Below are 24,066 nucleotides of genomic sequence, written 5' to 3'. Positions count from 1 at the left end.
CACCGTCGCCACGCTCATGACCGGCATCGAGCAGAAGCTGCTGGGCGGCAAGATGCCGTGGACGATCCATCGCACCAAGGCCGATCACGAGTGCCTGAAGCCGGCCGCGCAGTGCCGGCCGATCGACTACCCCAAGCCCGACGGCAAGCTCACCTTCGACCGCCTCTCGTCGGTGTTCATCTCCAACACGAACCACGAGGAGAACCAGCCGATCCACCTGACGCTGAAGGATCCGGGCGTGCCGGTCGGCGTCAACCTGGCCGAGTATGCGGGGCCCGAGCAGCGCTATTGCCCGGCCGGGGTGTACGAGTTCGTGAAGAACGAAGACAACACCGACCGCCTGCAGATCAACGCCCAGAACTGCGTGCACTGCAAGACCTGCGACATCAAGGACCCCACGCAGAATATCGTGTGGGTCGTGCCCGAAGGCGGTGGCGGGCCGAATTATCCGGGGATGTAAGGGGAAAGGACGCGCGGCGCGGGGTATCGCGCCGCGGCGTGAGCCATTATTCCGGCGCGCGCGCGGCGATCTTCGGCGTATCCACCGATACGTCGCCGCATTGCGCACGATGACGCAAGGCGTGGTCGATGAGCACGAGCGCCAGTAACGCTTCCGCGATCGGCGTGGCACGAATGCCCACGCACGGGTCGTGGCGTCCGAACGTTTCGACCGTTGCCGGCTGACCCGCCTTGTCGATCGAGCGGCGCGGCGTACGAATACTCGACGTCGGCTTGATGGCGATGGCGACTTCGACGTCCTGGCCGGTTGAGATCCCGCCGAGTACGCCGCCGGCGTTATTACCGACGAAACCTGCCGGCGTGAGTTCGTCGCCGTGCTCGGAACCCTTCTGCGACACGCTCTTGAAGCCCGCGCCGATCTCGACACCCTTCACGGCGTTCAGGCCCATCATTGCAAATGCAATATCGGCATCGAGCTTGTCGAACAGCGGGTCGCCCAGCCCGACCGGCACGCCGGTGGCGATCACGCGCAACTTCGCACCGACCGAATCGCCCTCGCGGCGCAGGTCGTCCATATACGCTTCGAGCTTCGGCACCACGTCAGCGTCAGGCGCGAAGAACGGATTCTCCGCGACATGCGACCAGTCGGTGAACGGAATCTCGATATCGCCCAGTTGCGACATGTAACCGCGAATCTGCGTACCGTACTTCTCGAACAGCCATTTACGCGCGATCGCACCGGCGGCAACGACCGGGGCCGTCAGGCGGGCCGATGAACGGCCACCGCCGCGATAGTCGCGCACGCCGTACTTTTGCCAATAGGTATAGTCGGCATGTCCAGGGCGGAACGTCTCGACAATATTGCCGTAGTCCTTGCTGCGCTGATCGGTATTCCGGATAAGCAGCGCGATCGGGGCGCCCGTCGTGACGCCTTCGAACACGCCGGACAGGATTTCGACGGCGTCGAGCTCCTGGCGCTGCGTCACGTGCCGCGACGTGCCAGGACGACGACGATCAAGTTCCGTCTGAATGTCGGCTTCGGTCAATGCCAATCCCGGCGGACAGCCGTCGACAACGCAGCCGATGGCCGGGCCGTGCGACTCGCCGAAAGTGGTAACGGTAAACAGGGTGCCAAGCGTGTTGCCAGCCATACGCGGAACTTGGGTGGGAAGGACGGGAAAGCCACATTATGCCAGCGTTCCGCCCTTCCCGCCCCTGAAACGGTCGATCAGACGGGCCACGGCCCGCGCAATGCCAGCACGCGCTCACGCAATAAATCAGGCGTCGCCGACTCGGCGGCAACTGCCTCGCCGATCACCAGTTCGAGCCGGTTCAGGATGCCGCGCTTGAACGGACGTGTCATCGCAGTGCCGCCGTGACGGGAAAAGAAACTGCCCCACAATCCTCGCAGCGCCATCGGCACCACGGGCACCGGCGAGCGATCGAGAATTTTCTGGATGCCTTGCCGGAAGGCTTGCAGTTCGCCCGTCGACGTCAGCTTTCCCTCCGGAAACAGACAAACCACCTCGCCGTGGGCGAGTTCGGCAGCAATCCGGTCGTAGGCAGCGGCGAGCATGGCCGGATCCTCGTGCGCCGGCGCAATCGGAATGGCCTTGACCGTGCGGAAAAACCACGACAGCACCGGCATCTTGAAAATCCGATGGTCCATGACGAAGCGCACCGGCCGGCGAATCATCGCACCGATCACGACTGCGTCGACGAAGCTCACATGATTACAGACCAGGACGCACGGCCCCGTCTCGGGCACACGCTCCGCGCCCTTTATCCCGACGCGGTACACCGTGTGAATCAGCAGCCACATGATGAAACGGATCAGGAATTCCGGCAGCAGCGCGTACAGATAAATCGCGACGAGCGCATTGAGGATCCCGATGACGAGATACAACTGATCGATCGTGAAGCCGGCACTGGTCAGCGCCATCGCCATGAGCGCAGAGACGATCATGAACAAGGCGTTGAGAATGTTGTTGGCGGCAATGATGCGGGCACGGTGGGTCGGCGCACTGCGGCTCTGGATCAACGCATAGAGCGGCACGCTGTAGAACCCGCCGAACATTGCCAGCAGAAACAGGTCCGCCAGCACCCGCCAGTGCGCGGGATGCGCCACGAACGCCGGCACGTCCTGCAAAACGCCCACGGAAGCACCGAGACCGCGGCTGGCAAAGTACAGGTCGACGGCAAAGACCGTCATGCCGATTGACCCGAACGGCACCAGGCCGACTTCCACGCGCCCGCTGGACAGGCGTTCACAGAGCAACGACCCGGTACCGATGCCGATGGAAAACATCGCCAAAAGCAAGGTCACGACGTTCGGGTCGGCCGACAGCACGTCGCGGGCGAAGTTGAAGAATGATGCGAGAAACGTGGCGCCCAGGAACCAGAGCCACGAAATGCCGAGCAGGCTCAGGAAAACGGAGCGTTCGGTACGTGCGATCCGCAGGTTGCGCCAAGTCTCCGAAAACGGATTCCAGTTAATGCGCAGATCGGGCTGGGGGGCGGGGCTCACGGGCACACCGGCACAGACAAGGCGGCCTGCGAGCGCAATGACAATGCAGACGGCCCCCAGCCACGGCAGTGCCGCCCGGCCGAAGCCGGCAATCTCGCCTCCGATGATCGTGCCGATCAGGATCGCCACGAAGGTGCCCATTTCAACGAGGCCATTGCCGCCGACGAGTTCGCGATTGTCGAGATGCTGCGGCAGATAGGCATACTTGACGGGCCCGAACACGGTAGAGTGCAGCCCCATCAGGAATGTGCACACGTAGAGCAGCGGCGCGCTGTGCCAATAGAAACCTGCCGCGCCGACGCACATGATGCCGATTTCCACCGTCTTGACAAGGCGGATCAGTCTCGCCTTGTCCCACTTGTCGGCGATCTGCCCGCTGGTTGCGGAGAACAGCAGGAACGGCGCGATGAAAATCGCCGAAATGAGAAACGCGGCGGTTTTGCCGTCAACGCCGTCGAACAGGGCCGCGTGATAGGTCACGAGCGACGTGAACGCGATCTTGAAGACATTGTCGTTCATCGCACCCAGAAACTGGGTCCAGAAAAACGGCGCGAACCGGCGTTGGCGCAACAGGCGGTACTGACTTCCGGTGTCGTGTTCTTGAGGATTCATGCGGCGCGAGGACCTGATATGAAAAGGCGCGCTTGCCGCGCGCCAAAACCAGGGAAATCGGAGCATTCCCCCAATGAAGATGGGCTCGCGAAGCACGCGCAAATGCGGCCTCGCGTCCGGGGCGACACTTCGCCAAGGCTGACAAACGACGAACGCCGGATCAGGTGGCCCCGAACCCGGCATCACACAATCCGGTCAATCCGCCTTTTCGGCCTCCTCGGCCGGCCAGTCGCGAATATAGGCCTTGAGCATCTTGTTCTCGAACTGCTGTTCCTCGACCACGGCCTTGGCCACGTCGTAGAACGAGATCACCCCCATCAGCGTGCGATTGTCCATGACGGGCAAGTAACGCGCATGACGCTCCAGCATCATGCGGCGCACTTCGTTGACGTCGGTCTCGAGCGTGCAGATAAGCGGGTGGTCATCCATCACCCGCCGGATCGACGTGGTGCCGACGGTGCCGCCGTTCGCGCTGATCGTCTTGATGATCTCGCGGAAGGTCAGCATGCCCACCAGCTCGCCGCTTTCCATGACGACCAGCGACCCGATGTCATGTTCGGCCATCGTGTTGACGCCCTCCGCCAACGGCGTATCCGGCGTAACGGTAAAGAGCGTGTTGCCCTTCACTTTCAGAATATCGACAACTCGCATGGCACACTCCTCATTGTGATGCGCAGACTATGTTTTCGCTTGGATGCTAGCGGAAAGTCCCATAAAAATAAAGGCAAAGCAGGCGATTTGGCGCGGATGTGCGGCGATTCCCGGGACTTTCCCATCCGGAACCCCGGACCGCACCGCGATTTGCGCATGCCGGCTCGCGGTGTCGGTTGGCGAGTGCTACGATGGCCATCACACTCACTTTGCCGCCCGAAGGCGCATTTCTCCATGGCCTCGCCCAACGCGCAATTCGATACGCTGGCCTTGCATGCCGGCGCCGCCCCGGACCCGGTGACCGGCGCCCGCGCCACACCGGTGTACATGACCACATCGTTCGTGTTCAAGGACGCCGACCACGCCGCCGCGCTGTTCAACATGGAGCGCGCAGGACATGTGTATTCGCGGATCTCGAATCCGACCAACGCCGTCTTCGAGGAGCGCATCGCCGCGCTCGAGAACGGCGTCGGCGCCATCGCCACCGCAAGCGGCCAAGCCGCCCTTCACCTGGCCATCGCCACGCTCATGGGCAGCGGCGCGCACATCGTCGCGTCCAGCGCCCTTTACGGCGGCTCGCACAACCTCCTTCACTATACGCTGCGCCGGTTCGGCGTGGAGACGACATTCGTGCGGCCGGGCGACATCGATGCATGGCGAGCGGCCATTCGGCCGAATACGCGCCTGCTGTTCGGCGAAACGCTGGGCAACCCCGGGCTTGATGTGCTCGATATCCGGCGCGTCGCGGAACTCGCGCACGACGCACGAGTGCCGTTGCTCGTCGACAGCACCTTCACTACGCCCTACCTGCTCCAGCCCTTCGCGCACGGCGCCGATCTCGTGTATCACTCCGCCACGAAATTTCTCGGCGGGCACGGCACCACGATCGGCGGCGTGCTGGTCGATGGCGGTACGTTCGATTTCGATGCGTCCGGCAAGTTTCCCGAACTCACGGAACCGTATGACGGCTTTCACGGCATGGTGTTTGCCGAGGAAAGCTCGGTCGCGCCCTTCTTGCTGCGCGCGCGCCGCGAAGGTCTGCGCGACTTCGGCGCATGCCTGCACCCGCAAGCCGCCTGGCAATTGCTCCAGGGTGTGGAAACGCTGCCGCTGCGCATGGCACGGCATATCGACAACACACGCCGTGTCGTGGACTTCCTGGCTGGGCATGATGCCGTGTCGTCGGTGGCCTATCCCGAACTCGAATCCCATCCTGATTATGCGCTTGCGAAAACGCTGTTGCCGAAGGGCGCCGGGGCGGTTTTCAGTTTCAATCTCAAAGGCGATCGCGCAGCAGGCCGGCAATTCATCGAGGCCCTTCAACTGTTCTCGCACCTGGCCAATGTGGGCGACGCGCGCTCGCTCGTCATCCATCCGGCCTCCACCACCCACTTCCGCATGGATGCCGATGCGCTTGCCGCGGCTGGCATCGGCGAGGGCACGGTCCGCCTGTCGATCGGGCTCGAGGACGCCGACGACCTCATCGATGATCTCAAGCGCGGTCTCAAGGCCTCGCAAAAACGCTGAGCCGCACCGGGAGACAACAACATGAATTTTCAGATCGCGGGACACACCGCGTACGCGTATACCGGCGGGAAAACCATCGATGCCGGGCTCCCCACGATCGTCTTTCTCCATGGCGCGCAGCACGACCATAGCGTTTGGGGTTTGCAGAGCCGCTATCTTGCGCACCACGGCTTCAATGTGCTTGCGGTCGACCTGCCGGGCCACCATCGCAGTGACGGTGCGCCGTTGACAACCGTCGGCGCATTGTCCGACTGGGTTGTCCAGTTGCTTGACCTGGCGGGCGTGGCCCGTGCAACGCTCGTCGGCCACAGCATGGGATCGATGATCGCCCTCGACGCCGCCGGCCGGCATCCGGACCGGGTCGAGCGCATTGCCCTGATCGCCAGTGCGTATCCGATGCGCGTCGCCGACACCCTATTGCGGTCAGCGGCGGAACAGGAGCCCGCTGCCATCGCCATGGTGAACATGTGGTCGCACAGCACGATCGCCGCCAAGCCGTCAGCCCCGGGCCCCGGGTTCTGGACATTGGGCGTCAATCAGCGGCTGATGGAGCGCGTGGCCCAACGCAATCCCGCCAAGGTATTCCTGACTGACTTCGCGGCATGCAATGGTTATGACGGCGGTTTCGCCGCCGCCGCGAACGTCCGCTGCCCGGTATTGGCCGTGTTAGGCCGCCAGGACCAGATGACGCCGCCGCGGGCCGCCGCGGCGCTGCTCGATGCCCTCCGGCAAACGGGCGCGCCGGTCACCACCACGCTGCTCGAGTCCGGCCACGCCATCATGTCAGAGCAGCCCGACGCGCTACTCGATGCGTTGCTCGCATTCGTGCGACACTGATATTCAGGAGATACCTTCGCCGCGGTTCGCGCACACATCAACGGCGGCGTCGCAGGCTGGCGTGCGCGAAGCGACAGCGCGAGACATTTGAAGGAGACGCCATGCAAGCGCCGCATCCGCCGGAAAAGCCCCCCTTCGCGTCCTTCGCCGACTTTTATCCGTTTTATCTGGGCGAGCACCGCAACCCCACCTGCCGGCGCCTGCACTTCATCGGTTCGTGGGGCGTGATCGCCTGCATTGTGACGTTTGCGATCACGGGCAATCCGTGGTGGCTGGCCGGCGCGGTCGTTTGCGGCTACGGATTCGCGTGGGTGGGCCACTTCTTTTTCGAAAAGAACCGCCCTGCCACGTTTTCACACCCGATCTACAGCCTGATCGGCGACTGGGCGATGTTTCGCGACATCTGCCGCGGCCGGATCCGGCTGTAAGCGCAAACCGGCGAACCGATCCGCGGGCAATCCGGCCAGCCGGCGGCCCCGGAAATCGGGCATCAGCGCGGCGCAATCTCGTCCGTCGATTCCAGCGGGGCCGGTTGGGCCGCCTCAGGCGCGACGGCCGACAGCGCATGGGAGAGAGGGGCATTCCATTGGCCCTCCCTGAGCAACGCGGCAACGCGTTCACCGTCAAGCGCATGGCGCGTGAGCTGCCGCGACATCTCGTCGACATCGAGCGCCAATTGTCCCACCAGCGGCGCAAGCGGCGTCCTATCGGGATTCGCCAGCAGCACCCAGCGCTCCCGAGGTCCCTCGGTCGACAGCCGTCCGATCCATTGCATCCGCTCGAGCCGCGTGAGCAGCACGCCGGTGTGTTCGAGACTCGTGTGCAATTGACGCGCCAGCTCGATCTGCGTGCTGCCGGGTGCGCCGCGCTCGCGATCACGGTTGAGCAAATGCAGCAGCGCCAATCCATCGAGGAGATCGCTGCCCGGAAAGCGGGGGTATTGGAAGTGTCCCTGCCTGAGCGAGGGCAATATCGACGCAACCGTTGCGCCGAGCAACGTCACCAACCAGCTCAGGTAGATCCAGAGCAGGAAAATCGGTAGCGCCGCAAACGTGCCGTAGACCGCCGTATAGGTCGGAAAGTGCCGGATGTACAGGCCGAAGCCGCGCTTGGCCAATTCGAACGCCAGCGCCGCCGCCACGCCGCCGGCCAATGCGTCATGCCAATCGACCTTGCAGTTCGGCATGTACATGTACAACAGCGTGAATGCAAGGATCGTCAGTACGAGCGGAATCAGGCTCAGCACCCCGGCCATGCTGGCGGGCAGCGTACTGACCAGCGAGATCGACTGCGAGAAGATGTACGAACTGATCGTCAGGCTCACGCCAAACAACAGCGGCCCGAGCGTCAACAGCCCCCAATACACGAGCACGCGCTGCGGCAGCGGGCGTGCGCGCGGGACACGCCAGATGACGTTGAAGGCCGATTCGATGGTCATCAAGGTCGCAATCGACGTCAGCAGCAGGCCGACGAGACCAAAGGCCGTCATGCCTTTCGCCTTGGATGCGAACTGGTTCAGGTAACGGAATATCTGGCTGTTGACGCTCTCCGGCATCAGGTGCTCGAGCAGGAAACCCTGCAGAGCATCACGAAACGCGTTGAAAATGGGAAAGGCCGTGAACAAGGCGAAGGCCACCGCGAACAGCGGCACCGTTGACAGTACAGAGGTGAATGTGAGACTGCCAGCGACTTGCGGAATCCGGTCTTCCTGGGCGCGCAGCAGCGCAAAACGCATGACTTGACGGGCGGTATTCCAGTCGATGCGGGGCAGTTTAAGCAAATCGGACTCCCTTCGAACAAGACGAATGCCGGAATCGCGCCAGCCGCACCGCTGCCGCCGCTCCGGCCGGAACGCCCCTATAATACCCGCTCTTTTCGCGACTGCTCTATGACCGAGATCCTCGTCCTGTACTACAGCCGGCATGGCACCACGGCGCAACTGGCCCAATGCATCGCGCAAGGCATCGACGGCGTACCCGGCGCGCAAGCCCGCGTGCGCACCGTGCCGGCCGTGTCAACCGTCTGCGAAGCCAGTGCCCCGGACATTCCGGACAGCGGTCCGCCCTACGTCGAGTTGCGCGACCTCGAAGAATGCACCGGACTCGCCCTCGGCTCGCCGACGCGCTTCGGCAACATGGCCGCTGCGCTCAAGTACTTCCTGGACGGTACGACGCCGCAGTGGCTATCGGGCGCCCTCGCAGGCAAACCCGCGTGCGTGTTCACGTCGAGCGCGAGCCTGCATGGCGGCCAGGAAAGCACACTGCTCTCGATGATGATTCCGCTGCTGCATCACGGCATGCTGCTGCTCGGCCTGCCCTATACGGAACCGGCGCTGACCAGCACGCGCACGGGCGGCTCGCCTTACGGGGCCACGCATTTTGCCAACGAAGGACAGGCGCTGTCGGCCGACGAGCGCCAATTGGCTGTCGCCCTTGGCGCAAGACTCGCGCGCGCCGCGTGCAAACTGGCGGCCTGACCGCGCACCAAGCGTGCCTGCCCGAGTGACCGTAGCGCGCTGGTCACACTCACGAACCTGACGACCCTCGCGGGTCGTTCGCCTTGCCGAATCGCCATGAACGGATCGCGTTTGCTGCACCGAATCTGCGTTATCAGCCTGCTTCTGCTGATCGTGCTGTGCGTTGCCTGGGAGCTCTGGCTCGCGCCGTTACGCCCGGGCGGCTCCTGGCTGGTGCTCAAAGCGCTGCTGCTGTGGCTGCCGCTGCGCGGCCTGCTCAAACGCAACCTCTACACCATGCAGTGGTCGAGCATGTTCATCCTCCTGTTCGTCGCCGAAGGGATCGTGCGCGGCATGAGCGACAGCGGCCCGTCGAGCGTGCTCGCCTGGATCGAAACGGCGCTCTCGGTGCTATTCTTCCTGTGCACGATCCTCTACCTGCGGCCGTTCAAGCGCGCCGCCCGCACGCGGGTCGCACACACGAAATCGTCCTGAGCCGCGCGATACCGCTGCATGCGGCCGTGCATCCCGCCCAGGCGGCCGGAGCGTACCGATGAACGACAACGAATTCCTGCGAGCCTGCGACGCGCTGATCGGCGCCCCGCATGTGCTGCGCGGCGCCGACCAAGCGCACGACATGGCGCCCTATTTGTCTGACTGGCGCAAACGCTACACAGGCCGCGCACTCGCGGTGCTCCGGCCGGCGGACGCCCAACAGACGGCTGCCATCGTCAAGCTATGCGCGGAACATGACATCGCCATGGTCCCGCAGGGCGGCAATACGGGGTTGGCCGGCGGCGCAACGCCCGACGTCAGCGGCCGGCAGGTCGTCATCAGCTTGCGACGTCTCGACCGGATACGCCAAGTCGACGCCGCCAACCACACCCTGACCGCCGAGGCGGGGTGCCTGCTCGCAAACGTCCAGCAAGCGGCGCAGAACGCCGGGCGCCTGTTTCCGCTCAGTCTTGCCGCCGAAGGCAGTTGTACGCTGGGCGGCAACCTGTCGACCAACGCCGGCGGCACGGCCGTGCTGCGCTACGGCAACGCACGTGAGCTCTGCTTGGGCCTGGAGGTCGTCATGCCGGACGGCGCCTTGTGGGACGGCCTGCGCGGCCTGCGCAAGGACAATACCGGATACGATCTGCGCGACCTGTTCATTGGTGCGGAGGGCACGCTCGGCCTGATCACCGCCGCGACCGTCAAACTGTTTCCGCGGCCCGCGGCGCGAATGACCGCGATGGCCGCAGTCCGGACGCCGGCGGCCGCGCTGGCGCTGCTGAATCTGGCGCAGGAGGTCGCCGGGCCGCTGCTGACCGGCTTCGAGCTGATCTCGGACTTTTGCCTGCAACTCGTGTCGCATCATTTTCCCGCGCAACGGTACCCGTTCGCCCAGCCTCACGCCCAAGCGGTGTTGCTCGAACTGTCGGACAACGAAAGCGAGACCCACGCGCGCCAATTATTTGAACGGTTGATGGAAACGGCATTTGCGCGCGGCATTGTCGAGGACGCCGTGGTTGCGCAGAACCTGCAGCAGTCGCAAGCGCTCTGGCATCTGCGCGAAAGCATACCGCTCGCGCAAGCCGAGGCGGGCCTCAATATCAAGCACGACATTGCCGTTCCGGTGTCGCGGGTCGCCGACTTCATCGACGCCACCGATCCGATCGTTCAGCGTATTGCCCCCGGGGCGCGCATGGTGACGTTCGGCCATCTGGGCGACGGCAACCTCCATTACAACGTCATGGCCCCCGAAGGGGTTGATGCACATACCTTCCTGCGCCAGTTCCAAGCGCCCGTCACGCGCGCGGTCTTCGACAGCGTCCACGCCCATCACGGCACCATCAGCGCCGAACATGGACTGGGGCAATTGAAGCGCGACGAAGCCGCGCACTACAAGTCGCCGGTCGAGGTCGCGCTCATGCGGCGGCTGAAAATAGCCTTCGATCCGAATGGCGTGATGAATCCGGGCAAGGTGCTGCCCGACTGAATTTGTGATTTGGGATATATCTGAAAGCGCTCGGGGTGCATGTCAGCGTACCCGCGCGGCGCGCGGCGCTGTGGTTTTTGCGCCTCAATCGCCTTTACAACCCAGGCGTCGCGGCCTACACTCCGGGCTTTCCATCAGAGACGGAGTTTTCCGTGGGCAGTTGCTCCAGCAACGAAACGCAAGCATCGGCATTGGCCGGCTTGGCGTCGGCCCGGTAACCCGCAGTCAGATCCGACTGCCGCTGCCGGCCGATACGATCGCCTGACGATCGTCCTCACGCCACAGCGGCGGTATTCCCCCGCCCCCGCGCCGACATCCAGCCGGTAGACACGCCCAAGGCGCGTCCCGTGCAGGACGAATTTTCGATGACGCTCCATCGCGCCACGCGCGGCGGCACGCTGCCGCGCGCAAGCGCCGCCGTGCCCGCGGCAAACATCGTCCAGGCCCTTGCATCTGGAGGACACCATGACGCTGCAGACTTTCTTTCCCGCCCTGCTCGGGCGCACGCGGGTGCGCACCACGCCCCGGACGGCATCGCTGCCCCAACCGCCGCAGTACCGCATCGTTGTCGTCGCGTTGACGTCGCAAGCGTCCCGGATCGATGAACTCGTTCGCACATCGCTGCATGGCAGCCGTCTCGCGGTACAGGCGCCCGTCACCACGGCGCGCGCAGGCGGATATTTGGCCGAATTGTCGTACACGCTTCGCTGCGGGCAAGGCCAACGCGCAGCGCTCGTGCATCTTGTGACTCGCCTCGGCGACACCGCAGGCGTGCGCGCGATCCGCTGGGAAACGGCCCCGGCAGCCTGATGCAGCAAATCCGCAACCTGTACGTATACGTGCACGTTTGTGTATAATGGCGCCATCGGCCAGGGATCGCGCCATGCATCGCGATCCGCGTCACGCGGAGATCCATCATGCGCACCGAGTCAGACCCCAACCTTCTCACCGTCAGTCAGGCGGCGCAGGCACTCGGCGTCACGGCCCGCACGTTGAAATATTACGAAGAACTCGGTCTCGTGGTCCCCGGACGCAGCGAAGGCCGTTATCGGATGTACGCCGCAGCGGACATCGACACCTTCCGCCGCATACTGCGCATGCGCTCCCTCGGATTCTCGATCACGGCCATCACGGAAATGCTGAAACGGCCGATGGTCGTCGTCGAACCTGGCAAGAATCGTCTGGCCGCGTCGGACCTGACGGCAGTGCACTCCGCATTGGCGTCGCAGCTCGAAACGCTGCGGGCCCGCACAGCGCAGGTGCGCAAGGAGTTGCGTGAGGCTGAAAAACTTGAAGCACAACTCACCCGCGATCTTCAATACGTTGAGCAGCGTCTTCGAGGGGTGCCGGCCGACGACCTGCTGGCCGAGCGCGCCCGCCAGACCGCACCGAAGTCCCGCAGCGCCCGTTGACCGCCCCGCGCACGATGCCCGCCAACGCCCCCTCACCCGGCCTGCGCCCCGTAAGGCTCGACGCTTATCGTTACGCCATCGGCCTGATTCCGGGACTGGAGTTTTTCGAGAACGCGCTGCTCGTCTATTTCGCGGCGTATGTCGCCGGGGGCGTCGACGCCTCGCCCAAGGAATTCGTGTGGATGACGACCGCCTACGGCATCGCGAGCGTGTTGGCCATCCTCAAGCAACAATGGCTCGTGGAACGCATCGGCTATCGGCGCTACCTCACCGTGTCGCTCTTACTGTACGCGTGTGGCGCCGTGGTGGCCGGCACCACGGAGAGCGTCACGCAGCTCGTCGTCGCACGCACACTCCAGGGCGCGTGCGCAGGCAGCTGGATGAGCGCATGCCGGATCCTCGCCCAAGTCAGCTTCCCGGCCGAACGGCGCGGCAAAGCCGTGCAGACCTTCGCGCTGATGCTGTTCACCTGCATGGCGGCCGCGCCGCTCGTCGGCAGTCTGCTGGTGGCGCGCTACACGTGGCGGATGCTGTTCCTGTGCACCGCACCGCTGGCCGTCATGCTCGCCGCGCTTGCATGGTTCTCGGTGCCGGACATCGGCCGCTTGCGTGACCGGCAAACCGGTGGCGGCAGCTACCCGTTCCTGCCCTTCATGGCCTTCGCGCTCGCCATGGGCGGATTGCAGGTGGTGCTCCAGGAAATGCGTTACTCGCTCTGGCTGCAAACCCCGTGGCTGCCGCTGCTGACGGCCGCCGCAGTCGGCGCGCTAGTCTGGTTCGCATATCACCAGTGGGAACATCCAGCACCGTTCATTCAACTGCAATCGCTGCGCCGACGCGAGTTTCAGGTCGGCCTCCTGCTGTTTGTGTTCTATTACTACCTTGCAAACACACAAAGCTATCTGCTGCCCCGCCTTTTCGAACAGGGCTTCGGCTTCACGATCGAGCACACCGGGCAATTGCTCGGGTATTCGTCGTTGCTGACGGTCCTTCTGCTGATCGCCTACTTTCGCTTCGCGAAGTTCATCACACAAAAGAAGTATCTGATTATCAGCGGCTTCGCGATGACGATCGTGACGTGCGTATGGCTCGGCGCCCTGCCGCCCGACGCCGGACAGGCCCAACTCTACGGTATCCTCGCACTCAAAAGCGTGTTCGGCATTTTTGTCGTGCTGCCGGTGGCCAACCTGACGTTCAAGACGTTCGACCATGAAAGCTTCGTTCACGGATACCGCCTGAAGAATATCCTGCGCCAGTTGTCAGGGTCGTTCGCGGTATCGACAATCGTCGCCTTCGAACAGCATCGCGACGCCCTGCACCGCACGCGGCTCAGCGAGGCCACGAATCCGTTCAACCCGGCGTTTTCCCAAACGCTCGACAGTCTGACGGCCGCCCTCACGCACGCCGGTGTCGCAGTCTCGCAAGCGCATGGCGCGGCGTTGGCGCAGATTGCCCAGATCATCCAGCGGCAAGCCGCCTTCCTCACGTTCATCGACGGCTTCCATTTCGTGGCGATCGTGGCGCTGTGTGGCGGAATATTCGCAGCGCTCCAGCAGCGCCTGAATTAAGGCCAGACCAAAACCTGACCAAGGCCTATTCACGCTAAAATCAGGGCGAGCGGCACACGCGCCGCACCCGGTCACGCCACGGCCCGCCGGGCCGCATCCGCCATACCGCACAACCATGCTGAAAACCGTCTGGTCCCGTCTGCGCCGCGCCCGAGAGACACGCCACCTTGCCCGCCACGCCATCGACGATGCCGTCTGGCAGGCCGTGCTGGACCAACTGCCGTTCATCGCGCGCCGCTCCCCGGAGGATCGCGCGAAACTGCGCGAACTGGCCACGAAGTTCCTGGCCGACAAGGATTTCTCGACAGCGCACAATCTCCCGCTGACCGAAGCGATGCGCGCATCGGTCGCCGCGCAGGCCTGTCTGCCCATCCTTCACCTGCCCATTGCGCTCTATCGAAGCTGGCGCGGCATCGTGTTGTATCCGGGCGAGTTCCTGATTCGCAAGACCGTTCAGGATGAAGACGGCGTCGTCCACGACGTCGCGCAGGAAGCCAGCGGCGAAGCCTGGGAAGGCGGCCCGGTGCTGTTGTCGTGGCAGGACGTCCAGCCCAGCGAGCCGGTACTGGCGTACAACGTCGTGATTCACGAATTCGTGCACAAGATCGACATGGAAAACGGTGAGGCGGACGGCGTACCGCCATTGCTTCGCCGCCTGCACGGCGAGCTCGATCAGGACGCGTGGTGCGCCGTGTTCGACCCGGCTTACGAGGAGTTCTGCCACCATGTATCCAATGTTCCGGATGCCCAATGGGAGGAATTCGCCGAAACGTCGTTGCTCGACCCGTACGCCGCGGAGCACGAATCGGAGTTCTTCGCGGTCTGCGCAGAGGCATTCTTCGTCGCGCCTTTGGCGTTTCGAAACGAATATCCGGCGTTGTACAACCTGTTTTCCCGCTATTTCCTGCAGGATCCGGCGACAGCCCTTGCGCCACCGCAGCAACGCCACGGCTGAGATTGCGCAAGCCGTTGTTTTTCTGGCATAATGCGCGTTTTACTCACCGGCAAGTGGTTGGCGCGCGTCGCAAGTGGCGAGATGCAGGGACTCGAATCTTGTGGTCCGTGGCGCTAGCGGGAAGGTCCCGCGCAAACTGGCTACCGACAAACCTCAGGTACGATCATGAAAGAAGGCATTCACCCGAATTACCGCGAAGTCCTGTTCCGCGACATGTCGAACGGCTTCGAGTTCGTGACCCGCTCGACCATCCAGACCAAGGAAACGGCCGAGAAGGATGGCAAGTCCTACCCGCTCGCCAAGATCGAAGTGTCGTCGGAATCGCACTCGTTCTACACGGGTCAGCAAAAGATCATGGACACGGCCGGCCGCGTCGAGAAGTTCCGCCAGAAGTTCGGCAACCGCGCAGGCAAAGTCCCCGCGTAAGTCTTGCCCGGGGTCTCCCGGACAGCAAAAAATGGGCAGCTTCGGCTGCCCTTTTTTGTTCCTGCGCTCCGCGTTCGCAGCGCGCGTTACTGTCATACTGTCGTCTTTTCGCGTTTTCCCTTAGTTCACCGACCGGCGCCCCATGAAACGTGTTCGTATCACAGCCTCCGCCACCAGCGCATTACCGCGATCCCTGCTGATCGCGATTTGCGTGATCTACGTTCTGGCCGGGCTGTTTGGACGTGACCCGTGGAAGAACGAAGACGCCGCCGGCTTCGGCGTCATGTGGACCATGGCGCATGGCCAGTTCTCCGATTGGCTGCTGCCCAACATCGCCGGCAAGCCGGCCTTCGAAAACGGCCCGCTCATTTTCTGGCTGGGCGCCCTCGTGATCCGCCTGCTCGACCGCTGGGTGAACGCCCCCGACGCCGCGCGCATCGTCACCGGCCTGTGCTTCTACGCAACATGCACATTCGTCTGGTATGGCACCTATCTGCTTGGCCGCCGGCCGGAGGTCCAGCCGTTCAAGTACGCCTTCGGCGGCGAGCCCGAACCCCGCGATTACGGCCGCACGCTCGCCGACGGGGCGCTGCTCATTCTGCTCGCCTGCTTCGGGCTGGCAGAACGCGGCCATGAAACGACCGCCGGCGTCGGGCAACTGACCCTGGTCACGATGGCCGCTTACGGCCTCGTGCGCAGCCTGGACAAACCGCGCCAGGGCGCCGCCTGGTTCGGTGTGGCCATTGGCGGCCTCGCGCTGGCCTCGACACCGCTTGTCACCCTGACGCTGTGGATCGCGGGCCTGGCGGCGGCCGTGCTTTGCCGCGCGCTGCCCCTACGCCTGATCGCCGTGGTCAGCACGCCGATTGCCGCGCTCATCGCCGCAAGTTGGCCCGCCGCCGCGCTGCAATGGGCGCCCGGCGCACGTCAGTGGCTCGGCGAATGGGGCGATGTCGGCGTCGACAGCTTCAGCGGCCCGAGCTTCGAATCGCTGGCCTACACGGCCAAGAATTTCGCCCTGTTCGCCTGGCCCGCCTGGCCGCTGGCAGCGTGGTCGCTCTATACGTGGCGCGGCCTGCGCCGGGCACCCCACGTTGCGATTCCGATTGCGCTGGCCGTGCCGGTCTTCGTCCTCGTGCTGCTGCAGGCTCACCAGGGCAACCGCTTGTACATGCTGCTGCTCCCCACACTGTCGATCGTCGCCGCCTTTGGCCTGCCGACGCTCAAACGCGGCACCGTCAATGCCATCGACTGGTTCGCGGTGTTGAGCTTCACGGTGCTCGCCGGCTTCGTGTGGGTCGTCTGGCTTGCGGGACTGACCGGCTTTCCTGCCTCGACGACCCGCAATCTGTACCGCCTCGTCCCCGGCTTCAAGCCGGAATTCAGCTGGATCACGTTGATCTCGGCGATCCTCGTGACCGGCGCCTGGGTTGCGCTCGTGGCTTGGCGCGTGTCGCGCAGCCCGAAGGTGTTGTGGCGCAGTGTGGTGCTGTCCGGCGGCGGCACAACGCTCATGTGGGTCCTGCTGATGACGCTGTGGCTGCCCGTGGTCAACTACGGCCGGACCTACCGCGACGTGGCCGCGCAAATCGCCGCGCATCTGCCGCCCGACTATCAGTGCATCCGGACGGCGCGTGTCGGCGACGCGCAGCTCGCGTCGTTCGCCTACTTCGGGAAGATGCGTTTCGGCACATCCGACGACGACTGCGATGTGCTGCTGCGCCAGGACACGCAGGACTACGGCGCACCGCTGTCGGTGGCGCCGTACGAATGGCGGCTGTTGTGGGAAGGCCGCCGCGCCGCTGATCGCGATGAACGATTCCGTCTCTATGTGCTGCAGGAGCGCCCATGGCGCAAACCTTCGCGCCGCTGACGCATGTGGCCTGACGTCAAACGGATCGCCAGCCTCGCCTGGCCAGTGCTGATCGGCCAGGTGGCCGCCATTGCCTTCGGCGTGATGGATACGGCGATGGTCGGCCGCTTTTCCGCCTTCGACCTGGCATCGCTGGCGCTGGGCGGGTCCATCTACATTACGGTGTATGTAGGACTGATGGGGGTGCTGGTGGCTTTGTCGCCTATCGCTGCCCAATTGTTCGGCGCCGGCCGCCAGGATGAAATCGGCGAAGCGGTGCGCCAAGCCCTGTGGCTCGCCCTCGCGCTCGCTATCCCCGGCTGCGCCCTTCTGCTGCACCCCCAGTTCATCCTGCGGCTTTCGGAGGCGTCGCCCGAACTGGAGGCGCGGGCCTCGGCCTACCTGCGGATTCTCGCACTGGGTCTTCCGGCTGCACTGCTGTTCCGCGTGTATTCATCGCTGTCGACGGCCGTCGCGCGGCCGCGCATCGTCATGGCGATCCAGTTGACGGGGCTCGCCCTCAAGGTGCCGCTGAATCTCGCGCTGATCTACGGCGGGGACATTTTCGGCTTCCACATCGCAGCCCTCGGCAGCAGCGGCTGCGCGATCGCCACGACGCTGATCAACTGGGTCTCCTGCAGTCTCGGCTTGCTCCTGATGGCGCGTCATCCGTTCCTGAAGACCTTCGGCGTCTTCAGACGATTCTGCTGGCCGCGCTGGCATGCGATTCGTGCGCTGCTCAAGCTCGGCGTGCCGATGGGCCTGAGCTACCTGATTGAAGTGACGGCCTTCTCGTTCATGGCGATCTTCATCGCACGCCTGGGTGCCGAAACCCTCGCCGGACACCAGATCGCCGCCAACCTGAGTGCGTTCGTCTACATGCTGCCGATGTCGATTGCGATCGCGACGGCGACATTGACCGCGCAGTCGATCGGTTCGCGCGACTATACGGCCGCGCACCGCACCGGCCGTCACGGCATTCAGTTTGCGGCGATGTTGGCCGTCGGACTCGCAGGGATCATCTGGTTCGCGCGGCCGCTGCTGGTCGCGATGTACACGCCAAATCCCGCCATCGTTCGCATCGCTGCGCCACTGTTTGCGTTTACTGCGTTCTATCACGTCTTCGACGCGCTCCAGATCACCGCCGTATTCGTATTGCGGGCCTACAAGGTCGCCATCGTGCCGACCGTTATCTACGCCCTCTCGCTTTGGGGCGTCGGCCTGGGCGGCGGCTACGTGCTTGGCTTCAATACGTTTGGCGTGACCCCTGCCGCCCTTCTGGGCGCCTCGGGCTTCTGGTTCGCCAACAGCCTCAGCCTCGCTGTCGCTGCGGCCGGGCTGCTCGCTTATCTTCGCTGGGTGACGCGCCAGGCGTATTGACGCAGGACGGCGGGCGCGCACACGGCTCACAGGCGGTATCGCGCGCGAATGCCCCCCTTGAGACTGCCCCATTAACCGCAGGGGAAACCACCCGCCATTGCTCGCGGCAAACTCGCGTGTTTTTCGATATTCACGCGAAATTGCCGCAAACCGATTTTGAGACTTGCAATGCGTTTGCGCCGATGTTGCGGCGGATCCATCAAAGCGGGGAATGGGTGTCGATTCGGCAGCGAACGCTGCTGACATCCGGGGAAGAAAAAGCCCAGGCGCAAGGCCTGGGCTTCATTTGGCGGAGCGGACGGGGCTCGAACCCGCGACCCCCGGCGTGACAGGCCGGTATTCTAACCAACTGAACTACCGCTCCAAACTGTTTGCCACCCTGACGTGTCACCCTCAGGATCGGGCAGCTGCGATTGGCCGCCCTTGGCTGTCATGCGTATAAAAAAGCCCGGGCCAGCCGGGCTTTTCAGGTTTTGGCGGAGCGGACGGGGCTCGAACCCGCGACCCCCGGCGTGACAGGCCGGTATTCTAACCAACTGAACTACCGCTCCAAAACCGATAAAAAAACCCGCAAACTGCTAGCGGGCTTTTTTTGCCACCAAGCTGCGTGGCTTATTCAGAACTTCACCGACTCGCTACCGGCATAAATCCTGGCGTCCCCTAGGGGATTCGAACCCCTGTACTCACCGTGAAAGGGTGATGTCCTAGGCCTCTAGACGAAGGGGACAAAATCTTCACAACGCTGTCCAGCTTTTGTCCGTTTCGCTGCTGCTGCAGTTTTATTTCTGCAGCAATTCGCGAAGAACGCTATTCTAAACAACTTTTCTTCACTTGTGAAGCTCTATTTTCAACATTCTTTCATGATTCAGACTGTTTAAAAACAAAGCTTCCGTATTCGTGGTGGAGGTAAGCGGGATCGAACCGCTGACCTCTTGCATGCCATGCAAGCGCTCTCCCAGCTGAGCTATACCCCCCGAACAGAGAAGTGAATTCTAAAGATAAACCCTCTAAATGTAAATACCCTTGCCGCATTTTTTCCGCATTAATTCAACGATCCATGCACAAATGAAAAACGGCGAGCCAGGGCTCGCCGTCTTCCATTCCGTCACAAAGCAAAGCCCCTTGCTTGCCAAGGCGCTTTGCGTCAGACGCTTACTGTGCCGGCTGATCAGCCTCGCTGCGCTTGACCAAGGCCGCACCCGCCGCCTCATCCGCCGATAGCGCCTTGACCGACAGGCGCAGACGGCCCTTGTCGTCCTGCTGGATCACCTTCACTCGCACCTGCTGGCCTTCCTTCAACCACTCGTTGATGTCCTTGATGCGCTCGTTGGCGATTTCCGAGATATGCAGCAGACCATCCTTGCCCGGCAACACGCTCACGATCGCACCGAACTCGAGCAGCTTGAGCACGGTGCCGTCGTACACCTGATTGACTTCCACTTCCACCGTGATCAGTTCGATACGGCGCTTCGCTTCGGCGATACCTTCGCTGCTCGGGCTGGCGATCGTCACGACGCCGTCGTCCGAGATGTCGATGCTCGTGCCGGTTTCTTCCGTCAACGCACGGATCACCGAACCACCCTTGCCGATCACGTCGCGGATCTTTTCCGGGTTGATCTTGATGGTGACCATGCGCGGCGCGAATTCGGACATTTCCGTACGCACACCCGACTGAGCCTTGTCCATCTCGCCGAGGATATGCAGACGGCCTTCCTTGGCCTGCGCCAGCGCGACCTGCATGATTTCCTTGGTGATGCCCTGGATCTTGATGTCCATCTGCAGCGCGGTCACACCATTGGCGGTACCTGCCACCTTGAAGTCCATGTCGCCCAGGTGATCTTCATCGCCCAGAATGTCGGACAGCACGGCGAACTTGTTGCCGTCGAGGATCAGGCCCATCGCGATACCCGCCACGTGCGCCTTCATGGGAGCGCCGGCGTCCATCAGCGCCAAGCTGCCGCCGCACACGGAAGCCATCGACGACGAACCGTTCGATTCCGTGATTTCCGATACGACACGCATGGTGTAGCCGAACTCTTCCTGGCTCGGCAGGCACGAAATCAGTGCACGCTTGGCCAGACGGCCGTGACCGATTTCGCGGCGCTTCGGCGAACCGACGCGGCCCGTCTCGCCCGTGGCGAACGGCGGCATGTTGTAGTGCAGCATGAAGCGGTCGCGGTACTCGCCCTGCAGCGCGTCGATGATCTGCTCGTCGCTCTTGGTACCCAGCGTGGCAACCACGAGGGCCTGCGTTTCGCCGCGGGTGAACAGCGCCGAACCGTGGGCACGCGGCAGCACGCCGGTGCGGATCGAGATCGGGCGCACGGTACGCGTATCACGGCCGTCGATACGCGGCTCGCCTGCCAGGATTTGGCCGCGGACGATCTTGGCTTCCAGATCGAACAGGATGTTGCCGACGTCAATGTCGCTCGGCGCCGTCGTGCCGGCAGCGGCAGCCTCTTCGGCCAGCTTCGCGTTCACATCCGCGTAGACGGTACGCAACTGCTGCGTGCGTGCCTGCTTGTCGCGGGTTTGATAAGCCGCCTTCAGGGCTTCGTTGGCCAGGGCCGACACGCGGGCGATAAGCGGTTCGTCCTTCGCCGCCGGGGCCCAGTCCCATTCCGGCTTGCCGCCGTCACGTACCAGATCGTGAATGGCGTTGATGGCCGTTTGCATTTGGTCGTGGCCGAACACCACGGCGCCCAGCATCACGTCTTCCGGCAGCTCTTGCGCTTCCGATTCCACCATCAGCACGGCCTGCTCCGTACCGGCGACCACGAGGTCCAGCTGCGACTCGGCGATTTGCGCGCGCGTCGGGTTCAGGACGTAGGCGTTGTTGATGTAGGCCACACGTGCGGCGCCCACCGGACCGTTGAACGGCAGGCCCGACACAGCCAGGGCGGCAGAGGCGCCGATCAGCGCCGGGATGTCCGCCGGGACTTCCGGGTTCAGCGAGATGACTTGTACAACGACTTGCACTTCGTTGTAATAGCCTTCGGGGAACAGCGGGCGGATCGGTCGGTCGATCAGTCGCGAGGTCAGCGTTTCGTTTTCCGACGGACGGCCTTCACGCTTGAAGAATCCGCCCGGAATCTTGCCGGCGGCGTAGGTCTTTTCGAGGTAGTCGACGGTCAGCGGGAAGAAATCCTGGCCGGGCTTGGCCTTCTTCGCGCCCACGACGCTGGCCAGCACCACCGTGTCGTCCATGTCGACGAGCACCGCGCCGGAGGCCTGGCGGGCGATTTCACCGGTTTCGAGGCGAACCGTGTTTTGTCCCCATTGGAACGACTTGACGACTTTGTTGAACATTTGCACTCCTATATCGAATCGCGCGATTGCAGCAGCGGCGCGACGACGCTGCCGGGCGTTCCCGACGCATCACAGGGGGGAGTGTTATGCCATTCCAGCGTGACACCGCGCGTCCGGACGACGGAACGGGTCATGCGACCCTGGAATGACACAAACCCTGTTTATCGGCGAGGACCCGTAACCTGTGGTCCGAAATCACGCCATTTCGCGCAAATTTCGGGTTTGGCCCAAAAAACAAAATGCCTGCATCAGCACGCTGATACAGGCATCTCGTCGCAATCTTGACGGCTTACTTACGCAGGCCCAGCTTCTCGATCAGGGCGCGGTAGCGGTCAGCATCCTTGCCTTTGAGGTAATCGAGCAGCTTGCGGCGGCGGCTCACCATACGCAGCAAACCGCGGCGGCTGTGGTGATCCTTCATGTGCGCCTTGAAGTGGGGGGTCAGTTCGTTGATGCGGGTGGTCAACAAAGCGACTTGGACTTCGGGGGACCCGGTGTCGTTGGCAGCGCGCGCGAATTGCGCGACGACTTCCGACTTCTTGATATCTGCGTTGGACATTTATTTTCCTTGAGGAAACATGCGGTCACGGAAGAAAGGCCGTGCCGTGAACTTACAAAAACATGCGCCACACCACTGGCCGGCCACATGTGACCACTTCGACCGTCAGCCGGCTTCGACGCACTTACCAAAACTGCAAGTGCAGGATTATATGGCAAAACCGGGCAAAACGCCATGGTTTCACCCGCCCCGCCCGGCGGCTCGCGCAATCCTGCGGCTATCCCGCACCCCAGGGGCAGTCCGCAGGCTCGATCGCACGTGTCAGCGCGGCCTCATCATGCGGCACGTGCTCGGAAGCGCCACGCGCTGCTGCGCGAGCTCCATCGCCGTCCGGAAACCGTAGCCGGAGCCTTCATTATCGAACTTCACCCCGGCCTCACCGGCCTTTCGCATGACGGAAACGTAGAGCGGCTCGATCATCTGATGGTCGTTGGGACGCATCCAGGCGTCGACCAGCCCGTCACGCACCCGGCGGTTCTCGAGCGCCCGTGCGACGGTCACGACGTCGACGGTGCCGGCCTGCTCCAGCGCTGCAGCGATCATGTCGACCATTACGGTCATGCGCAGCAGCGGGTAATCGTCCTTCGCCTCCGGATAACGGGCCCGGAAACTGCGATAGAAGCCGTCCGAAGTCTCGCCGCCGACATTGGGATGCCATTCGGCGACCGCAAACACGCGGCCGACACCGGCCTCGCCCAGCGCCGCCGGCGCGCCGAGGGCGTTGCCGTAGAACGTGTAGAACTTCAGCTCAAGCCCTTGTTCCCGCGCCGCCTTGACCAGTAGCGTCAGATCGTTGCCCCAGCTCCCCGTCACGACCGTATCGGCGCCCGCGGCCTTTATCTTGGCCAGATACGGGGCGAAATCCTTGACCCGGCCGATCGGATGAAACTGATCGCCAACGATCTGGATATCGGGGCGTTTCTGCGTCAGCATCTGCCGCGCGAGACCCGAGACCTGACGGCCGAAGCTGTAATCCTGATTGAGCAGATAGACCTTGCGGATCGCCCCATCCTCCTTGATCGCCTCCGTCAATGCCTGCATGCGCATGGCCGCATTGGCGTCGAAGGCGAAATGCCAGAAGCTACACTGCTCGTTCGTCAGCGTGGGATCAACCGCCGAATAGTTGAAGAACAGCATACGCTGCCCGGGTTCGCGCGCGTTGCGCTTGTTGATCGCGTCGATCAGCGCCGACGCCACGGCCGAACTGTTGCCCTGCATGACGAAAGGAATGCCGAGATCGCCTGCGGCCTTGAGCTGGACAAGGCTGTCCTCCACTGCGTTCTTACTGTCGAAGACGGACAACTCGAGCGGATGCGCGCCGTCTCGCAACTTCACGCCGCCACGCGCGTTGACGCGCTCGATCGCGAAGCGAAGATTACGCTCGACCATGGCGCCGGCGTTGCCGAACGGCCCGCTCATGCCTTCGATGAGCGCCAGCCGAATCGGCGGCGCGGCGTGTGCGGCACTCATTGCGCCGCTCACGGTCAAAACTGTCGTGACACACGCGTGGACCAGCAGCGAGGAAAATTTCATCAGTACCCCAGGGACTATCC

The 24,066-nt window shown here is 63.4% G+C and carries 21 protein-coding genes and 4 tRNA genes; 14 read left to right on the top strand and 11 right to left on the bottom strand.

Annotated features, from left to right (window positions below; all coding sequences use genetic code 11):
* On the top strand, positions 1-460 hold a 460-nt coding region (locus tag PTE30175_RS16450), incomplete at its 5' end, for a 4Fe-4S dicluster domain-containing protein (RefSeq protein WP_191629104.1).
* A 46-nt stretch (positions 461-506) separates the two neighbouring features.
* Here PTE30175_RS16450 and aroC read toward each other — a convergent pair.
* The 3 genes from aroC to PTE30175_RS16435 all read right to left on the bottom strand — a co-directional run bounded on the left by aroC (position 507) and on the right by PTE30175_RS16435 (position 4,249).
* A complete protein-coding gene (gene aroC / locus PTE30175_RS16445; RefSeq protein WP_150698128.1) occupies positions 507-1,610 on the bottom strand; it encodes a chorismate synthase in 1,104 nt (367 codons plus the stop codon).
* A 77-nt stretch (positions 1,611-1,687) separates the two neighbouring features.
* The gene (locus tag PTE30175_RS16440; protein WP_150698127.1) at positions 1,688-3,598 is read right to left on the bottom strand and encodes an MFS transporter; all 1,911 of its coding nucleotides are present in this window, start codon (positions 3,596-3,598) and stop codon (positions 1,688-1,690) included.
* A gap of 195 nt (positions 3,599-3,793) precedes the next feature.
* Positions 3,794-4,249, bottom strand: a complete 456-nt coding sequence (locus tag PTE30175_RS16435; RefSeq protein WP_150698126.1) for a CBS domain-containing protein — start codon at positions 4,247-4,249, stop codon at positions 3,794-3,796.
* Between the two features lie 234 nt (positions 4,250-4,483).
* Between PTE30175_RS16435 and PTE30175_RS16430 the strand changes: the two genes are divergently transcribed.
* The 3 genes from PTE30175_RS16430 (at position 4,484) to PTE30175_RS16420 (ending at position 7,041) form a co-directional block, all read left to right on the top strand.
* Positions 4,484-5,776 carry an O-acetylhomoserine aminocarboxypropyltransferase gene (locus PTE30175_RS16430; protein ID WP_150698125.1) on the top strand — a complete coding sequence of 431 codons (1,293 nt, stop codon included), beginning with the start codon at positions 4,484-4,486 and terminating at the stop codon, positions 5,774-5,776.
* A gap of 21 nt (positions 5,777-5,797) precedes the next feature.
* Positions 5,798-6,613: an alpha/beta fold hydrolase gene (locus tag PTE30175_RS16425; RefSeq protein ID WP_150698124.1), complete on the top strand. Its 816-nt coding sequence runs from the start codon at positions 5,798-5,800 to the stop codon at positions 6,611-6,613.
* Between the two features lie 101 nt (positions 6,614-6,714).
* Entirely contained in the window at positions 6,715-7,041 is a 327-nt protein-coding gene (locus PTE30175_RS16420) for an Mpo1-like protein (protein ID WP_150698123.1), read from the top strand.
* Between the two features lie 62 nt (positions 7,042-7,103).
* Here PTE30175_RS16420 and PTE30175_RS16415 read toward each other — a convergent pair whose 3' ends face one another.
* The gene (locus PTE30175_RS16415) at positions 7,104-8,384 is read right to left on the bottom strand and encodes a YihY family inner membrane protein (protein WP_150698148.1); all 1,281 of its coding nucleotides are present in this window, start codon (positions 8,382-8,384) and stop codon (positions 7,104-7,106) included.
* Between the two features lie 117 nt (positions 8,385-8,501).
* Between PTE30175_RS16415 and wrbA the strand changes: the two genes are divergently transcribed.
* The 10 genes from wrbA (at position 8,502) to PTE30175_RS16365 (ending at position 18,645) form a co-directional block, all read left to right on the top strand.
* On the top strand, positions 8,502-9,089 hold the full coding sequence (gene wrbA, locus PTE30175_RS16410; protein ID WP_150698122.1) for an NAD(P)H:quinone oxidoreductase: 588 nt from the start codon (positions 8,502-8,504) through the stop codon (positions 9,087-9,089).
* Between the two features lie 96 nt (positions 9,090-9,185).
* Positions 9,186-9,563: a DUF2069 domain-containing protein gene (locus PTE30175_RS16405; protein WP_150698121.1), complete on the top strand. Its 378-nt coding sequence runs from the start codon at positions 9,186-9,188 to the stop codon at positions 9,561-9,563.
* Positions 9,564-9,621: 58 nt separating this feature from the next.
* The gene (locus PTE30175_RS16400) at positions 9,622-11,052 is read left to right on the top strand and encodes an FAD-binding oxidoreductase (protein ID WP_150698120.1); all 1,431 of its coding nucleotides are present in this window, start codon (positions 9,622-9,624) and stop codon (positions 11,050-11,052) included.
* 465 nt (positions 11,053-11,517) lie between these two features.
* Positions 11,518-11,862 (top strand): hypothetical protein, encoded by a 345-nt coding sequence (locus tag PTE30175_RS16395; protein WP_150698119.1) that lies wholly within the window; start codon positions 11,518-11,520, stop codon positions 11,860-11,862.
* A gap of 107 nt (positions 11,863-11,969) precedes the next feature.
* Positions 11,970-12,464 (top strand): MerR family transcriptional regulator, encoded by a 495-nt coding sequence (locus tag PTE30175_RS16390; protein WP_150698118.1) that lies wholly within the window; start codon positions 11,970-11,972, stop codon positions 12,462-12,464.
* Positions 12,461-14,032 carry an MFS transporter gene (locus PTE30175_RS16385; RefSeq protein ID WP_150698117.1) on the top strand — a complete coding sequence of 524 codons (1,572 nt, stop codon included), beginning with the start codon at positions 12,461-12,463 and terminating at the stop codon, positions 14,030-14,032. The genes PTE30175_RS16390 and PTE30175_RS16385 overlap by 4 nt, the downstream gene beginning before the upstream one ends.
* 115 nt (positions 14,033-14,147) lie before the next feature.
* Positions 14,148-14,987 (top strand): M90 family metallopeptidase, encoded by an 840-nt coding sequence (locus PTE30175_RS16380; RefSeq protein ID WP_150698116.1) that lies wholly within the window; start codon positions 14,148-14,150, stop codon positions 14,985-14,987.
* 165 nt (positions 14,988-15,152) lie between these two features.
* A complete protein-coding gene (locus tag PTE30175_RS16375) occupies positions 15,153-15,413 on the top strand; it encodes a type B 50S ribosomal protein L31 (RefSeq protein WP_150698115.1) in 261 nt (86 codons plus the stop codon).
* A gap of 142 nt (positions 15,414-15,555) precedes the next feature.
* Positions 15,556-17,286 (top strand): ArnT family glycosyltransferase, encoded by a 1,731-nt coding sequence (locus PTE30175_RS16370; protein ID WP_150698114.1) that lies wholly within the window; start codon positions 15,556-15,558, stop codon positions 17,284-17,286.
* A 3-nt stretch (positions 17,287-17,289) separates the two neighbouring features.
* Positions 17,290-18,645 carry an MATE family efflux transporter gene (locus PTE30175_RS16365; protein ID WP_150698113.1) on the top strand — a complete coding sequence of 452 codons (1,356 nt, stop codon included), beginning with the start codon at positions 17,290-17,292 and terminating at the stop codon, positions 18,643-18,645.
* Between the two features lie 287 nt (positions 18,646-18,932).
* On the opposite strand, the gene PTE30175_RS16360 is transcribed toward PTE30175_RS16365, so the two are convergent.
* The 7 genes from PTE30175_RS16360 to PTE30175_RS16330 all read right to left on the bottom strand — a co-directional run bounded on the left by PTE30175_RS16360 (position 18,933) and on the right by PTE30175_RS16330 (position 24,046).
* Positions 18,933-19,009: transfer RNA gene (locus PTE30175_RS16360), tRNA-Asp, on the bottom strand.
* A gap of 110 nt (positions 19,010-19,119) precedes the next feature.
* Positions 19,120-19,196: transfer RNA gene (locus PTE30175_RS16355), tRNA-Asp, on the bottom strand.
* Between the two features lie 100 nt (positions 19,197-19,296).
* A tRNA-Glu gene (locus PTE30175_RS16350) sits at positions 19,297-19,372 on the bottom strand.
* Between the two features lie 171 nt (positions 19,373-19,543).
* A tRNA-Ala gene (locus PTE30175_RS16345) sits at positions 19,544-19,619 on the bottom strand.
* 178 nt (positions 19,620-19,797) lie between these two features.
* Entirely contained in the window at positions 19,798-21,960 is a 2,163-nt protein-coding gene (pnp, locus tag PTE30175_RS16340; protein WP_150698112.1) for a polyribonucleotide nucleotidyltransferase, read from the bottom strand.
* Between the two features lie 283 nt (positions 21,961-22,243).
* Positions 22,244-22,513, bottom strand: coding sequence for a 30S ribosomal protein S15 (rpsO, locus tag PTE30175_RS16335; protein WP_044456177.1), 270 nt, complete (start codon positions 22,511-22,513; stop codon positions 22,244-22,246).
* A 261-nt stretch (positions 22,514-22,774) separates the two neighbouring features.
* The gene (locus tag PTE30175_RS16330) at positions 22,775-24,046 is read right to left on the bottom strand and encodes a branched-chain amino acid ABC transporter substrate-binding protein (RefSeq protein WP_150698111.1); all 1,272 of its coding nucleotides are present in this window, start codon (positions 24,044-24,046) and stop codon (positions 22,775-22,777) included.
* Positions 24,047-24,066: the final 20 nt, after the last annotated feature.

Origin of the sequence: Pandoraea terrae (assembly GCF_902459695.1) — a bacterium.
GTDB lineage: Bacteria > Pseudomonadota > Gammaproteobacteria > Burkholderiales > Burkholderiaceae > Pandoraea > Pandoraea terrae.
Note: the sequence above shows the minus strand (reverse complement) of the source record. Positions and strands in the feature narration are given on the sequence as shown.

Coding starts and splice junctions, on each gene's coding strand:
- PTE30175_RS16390 (WP_150698118.1), top strand. CDS start 11,970: ATGCGCACCGAGTCAGACCCCAACCTTCTCACCGTCAGTCAGGCGGCG.
- PTE30175_RS16400 (WP_150698120.1), top strand. CDS start 9,622: ATGAACGACAACGAATTCCTGCGAGCCTGCGACGCGCTGATCGGCGCC.
- PTE30175_RS16370 (WP_150698114.1), top strand. CDS start 15,556: ATGAAACGTGTTCGTATCACAGCCTCCGCCACCAGCGCATTACCGCGA.
- PTE30175_RS16380 (WP_150698116.1), top strand. CDS start 14,148: ATGCTGAAAACCGTCTGGTCCCGTCTGCGCCGCGCCCGAGAGACACGC.
- PTE30175_RS16375 (WP_150698115.1), top strand. CDS start 15,153: ATGAAAGAAGGCATTCACCCGAATTACCGCGAAGTCCTGTTCCGCGAC.
- wrbA (WP_150698122.1), top strand. CDS start 8,502: ATGACCGAGATCCTCGTCCTGTACTACAGCCGGCATGGCACCACGGCG.
- PTE30175_RS16440 (WP_150698127.1), bottom strand. CDS start 3,598: ATGAATCCTCAAGAACACGACACCGGAAGTCAGTACCGCCTGTTGCGC.
- PTE30175_RS16420 (WP_150698123.1), top strand. CDS start 6,715: ATGCAAGCGCCGCATCCGCCGGAAAAGCCCCCCTTCGCGTCCTTCGCC.
- aroC (WP_150698128.1), bottom strand. CDS start 1,610: ATGGCTGGCAACACGCTTGGCACCCTGTTTACCGTTACCACTTTCGGC.
- rpsO (WP_044456177.1), bottom strand. CDS start 22,513: ATGTCCAACGCAGATATCAAGAAGTCGGAAGTCGTCGCGCAATTCGCG.
- PTE30175_RS16405 (WP_150698121.1), top strand. CDS start 9,186: ATGAACGGATCGCGTTTGCTGCACCGAATCTGCGTTATCAGCCTGCTT.
- PTE30175_RS16330 (WP_150698111.1), bottom strand. CDS start 24,046: ATGAAATTTTCCTCGCTGCTGGTCCACGCGTGTGTCACGACAGTTTTG.
- PTE30175_RS16435 (WP_150698126.1), bottom strand. CDS start 4,249: ATGCGAGTTGTCGATATTCTGAAAGTGAAGGGCAACACGCTCTTTACC.
- PTE30175_RS16365 (WP_150698113.1), top strand. CDS start 17,290: ATGTGGCCTGACGTCAAACGGATCGCCAGCCTCGCCTGGCCAGTGCTG.
- PTE30175_RS16430 (WP_150698125.1), top strand. CDS start 4,484: ATGGCCTCGCCCAACGCGCAATTCGATACGCTGGCCTTGCATGCCGGC.
- PTE30175_RS16395 (WP_150698119.1), top strand. CDS start 11,518: ATGACGCTGCAGACTTTCTTTCCCGCCCTGCTCGGGCGCACGCGGGTG.
- PTE30175_RS16425 (WP_150698124.1), top strand. CDS start 5,798: ATGAATTTTCAGATCGCGGGACACACCGCGTACGCGTATACCGGCGGG.